Source organism: Nitrincola sp. A-D6, from assembly GCF_000764495.1.
Taxonomy (GTDB): Bacteria; Pseudomonadota; Gammaproteobacteria; order Pseudomonadales; family Balneatricaceae; genus Nitrincola.
The window spans coordinates 1-2,829 of record NZ_JRLB01000016.1; the positions used below are offsets into that span (position 1 = coordinate 1).

The window sequence follows — 2,829 nt, forward strand, 5'->3', positions numbered from 1 at the left end:
GCCGCTAAAGCATCAGTGCCTACGCCGAGCCAATCAACAAGATGGACGGCAAGTGAGCTTTGCCCTGGGTGAGCGCAAACCCCTGTCCAGCTTTATCGAGAAAATGAAGCAGAAGATCGACAGCCCAATGGGACGTCATATCTACAGCCAACGCTTGGGAGCAGTAGAACCGGTGTTCGGGAACCTGGAAAGTAACAAAGGCTTGAATCGGTTTACACTGAGGGGCAAATCCAAGGTGAACGCACAGTGGTTGATGTACTGTATGGTGCATAACCTTGAGAAGATAGCGACACAGGGGCAACAAAGGCATTAACAGAGCCAAAAGCTTCTAAATGGTGGCTATGACTGCCTTAGATAATGCATATCGTTTGTTTGAATGAGTAAAACAGTTTACTGATATGAGCAGGCAACAATTAACAGAATGGAGCAAGCGCTGTCGATGCTAGGGATTTTAGATCCAAAATGTCTAATCTGACAGGCTCGTTATGTACACAAAATATGACTCGATATTTCTTTGCCATTTTCATTGCCCTTGCCATGCTAATCTTAAATGCTGCGGTATTATCCGTGAGTCTTAGCGGTGTTACGCTTATAATTTCTCTACTAGCTATTAACTCGCTCTCATTATCTCTCATTCTATTTTGGCTTGGGGGTTATTCAAGAAATCCCAACAAGATTAAGTATCTTGTTCTTGGTCATGCAGCATTGTACTTGTCAGCTGGCGTAGGCATGCTAGCACTTGGGTATCATGTTATCGAAGCGCAAAGTTGCCAGTTTCTTTTGAGCGATAGTCATTCAAATAATCTTATACACAAGGCTGCTCTTTGGGCTACAGAAAACAATTTTTGCCCATGGTTAGGGGCTGGTCTCATAGCATTTGGGATGTTCATGGCATGGCCAAGCTTAAAGCTATTCATTGGCATCCAAGCTAAAGGTGCATAACAATAGGTTCAAACCGTGCGCTCCGATCACTGGGATGGGCTAAAGCCCGCCCCTTAACCTAAACGTTATGAGTATCCACGCGTGAAATAGGGAATCATCTGTGTTTGAAGTAAAAGCCACCCAGCATGTTTTGGCGGTCAGGGATCTTGAGGAGACTGAAAGCTACTTTCTCGATAAGCTAGGGTTTTCTGTTCGGTTCCGTGTGGACGGCTGGTCGTTCCTGAGCCTTGGTAGTTTTCACGTCATGTTGGGGCATTGTCCAGACGAGCTTCCAGCCCGTGATACGCATGAACATTCGTACTTTGCTTATGTAAACTGCGAGGGCATAGACGAAATTTATCGTGATTATCAACAGCGCGGTGTCGAAATATTCCAGGCAATATCCGATAAGACTTGGGGCATACGTGAGTTTGGCGTAGCAACACCAGAGGGGCATAGAATCATGTTCGGTGAAGATGTTGAGCCGTCAGATAACTCATAACCAAGCAAAGCAGCGCGCATTTTTGCTTCGCTGCGCTCAAAACGCAAAAATACATCCCTGCTTGCGGCGTTAGGCGCTCGAGGAGAATACACTGTCAGACCTAATAACTACTGAAGTTCGTGAATCTGTAGAGCGAAGCGTGCTCTGTTGGTTAGCTACATGTGATGAAAACGGACAGCCGAATGTGTCGCCAAAGGAAGTCTTTGCTGTTGTTGATAGTCAGAATATAGTGGTTGCAAACATTGCCTCACCACAGTCAGCGAAGAACATTAGGGTAAATCAGAAGATATGTCTGAGTTTCGTTGATGTTTTTGTCCAAAAGGGCTTCAAGATTATTGGCACGGCAACCGAGTTTAAGCCGTCAGTACCAGAGTACTCTCGCTGGGTTGAACCACTTCTTGTGATGGCTAGTGATCGTTATCCGATACACAGCGTGTTCGTTGTAAGAGCTATCGCTGTGGAGCCGATAGTTGCTCCTAGCTACCGGCTTTACCCTTCAGAGACAACTGAAGAGTCGCAAATTCAGTCCGCGCTTCGAACTTACGGTGTGTGCCAGGATAAAGATGCCTAACAAAGCAATTAAATTAGCTCCCTTCGGTCGTCGGACGCTCGTTCCTCGCGCCGTTTATGGCGGGCGTTAAGCGTAAAGGAGAAGGTGTATGCCGAAGAAGGCTTCAGATATTTTTAACGAAACAAACTACGTTTTCGGCTCAAAAGGCGATTTTAAGGACGCATTTCCTGAAATTCAGGAAATGTCCATTAATGTTACAGAGTTAGAAAGCCTAATCTGGATGAAAGAGCAGGCAGCACATTATCTCACGGTAGACTACCCGGGAGGTGAATACATTGATTGCACCAATCCATCGTGTGACGGTGGTGGTTTTTCAATGGGTAATATTTTACGTGGTGCGGTAAACGGCAAGGAAGAAGAAATAGAAAAAAGCATTACCTGCCAGGGAGCCGAAACCAGTGGAAGGCGATGTATGCATGCGTTCAAAGTCAATGGTTCTATCAAGTACAGGGCTTAACACGACGCAGCAGTTCGCGGCCGGAGGTCGCCGCTGTGCTTGATCGTTATACAATGATATCAGGAAGAAAAATGAGTGAAGAAAAAAGTCTTGAAGGTATCGGTGGATGGTTGTACTGGTCAACTAAAACCGGACACTTTTCTCAGCTCGTTTTCATAGTCCACCGGTGACCGATCACCGTTGGCCGTATGTAATCTTTCCAGGTTGTAATAATGCATGTACGCCGCTACATCATTCCTCATATGCGCTCGTGTGGGCTGTGGTATTTTTAGCAGCCAGTCATGCTTCAGGCTTCCAAAGAAGCGTTCTACAACGGCATTATCCCAACAGGCACCCACGTCTCCCATGCTGGCCCGCATGTTGTAATCAGCCAGCAAT

Annotated in this window: 6 protein-coding genes; 5 read left to right on the forward strand and 1 reads right to left on the reverse strand. The window is 46.2% G+C overall.

Annotation, left to right across the window (positions count from 1 at the left end; genetic code table 11):
• The 5 genes from LH51_RS03970 to LH51_RS03990 form a co-directional block, all read left to right on the forward strand.
• On the forward strand, window positions 1-313 hold a 313-nt coding region (locus tag LH51_RS03970), incomplete at its 5' end, for a transposase (RefSeq protein WP_036519968.1).
• Window positions 314-462: 149 nt separating this feature from the next.
• A complete protein-coding gene (locus tag LH51_RS03975; protein WP_144244169.1) occupies window positions 463-942 on the forward strand; it encodes a hypothetical protein in 480 nt (159 codons plus the stop codon).
• Between the two features lie 100 nt (window positions 943-1,042).
• On the forward strand, window positions 1,043-1,423 hold the full coding sequence (locus tag LH51_RS03980; RefSeq protein ID WP_036519970.1) for a VOC family protein: 381 nt from the start codon (window positions 1,043-1,045) through the stop codon (window positions 1,421-1,423).
• A gap of 103 nt (window positions 1,424-1,526) precedes the next feature.
• On the forward strand, window positions 1,527-1,994 hold the full coding sequence (locus LH51_RS03985) for a pyridoxamine 5'-phosphate oxidase family protein (RefSeq protein WP_268746521.1): 468 nt from the start codon (window positions 1,527-1,529) through the stop codon (window positions 1,992-1,994).
• Window positions 1,995-2,082: 88 nt separating this feature from the next.
• Window positions 2,083-2,451: a hypothetical protein gene (locus LH51_RS03990; RefSeq protein ID WP_036519974.1), complete on the forward strand. Its 369-nt coding sequence runs from the start codon at window positions 2,083-2,085 to the stop codon at window positions 2,449-2,451.
• A 119-nt stretch (window positions 2,452-2,570) separates the two neighbouring features.
• Here the strand turns inward: LH51_RS03990 and LH51_RS03995 are convergent.
• A partial coding sequence (locus LH51_RS03995) for an integrase core domain-containing protein (RefSeq protein WP_036519976.1) occupies window positions 2,571-2,829 on the reverse strand: 259 nt, incomplete at its 5' end.

Bases quoted from the DNA above. Each gene is read 5' to 3' on its own strand.
- LH51_RS03975 (WP_144244169.1), top strand. From the start codon at position 463: ATGTCTAATCTGACAGGCTCGTTATGTACACAAAATATGACTCGATAT.
- LH51_RS03990 (WP_036519974.1), top strand. From the start codon at position 2,083: ATGCCGAAGAAGGCTTCAGATATTTTTAACGAAACAAACTACGTTTTC.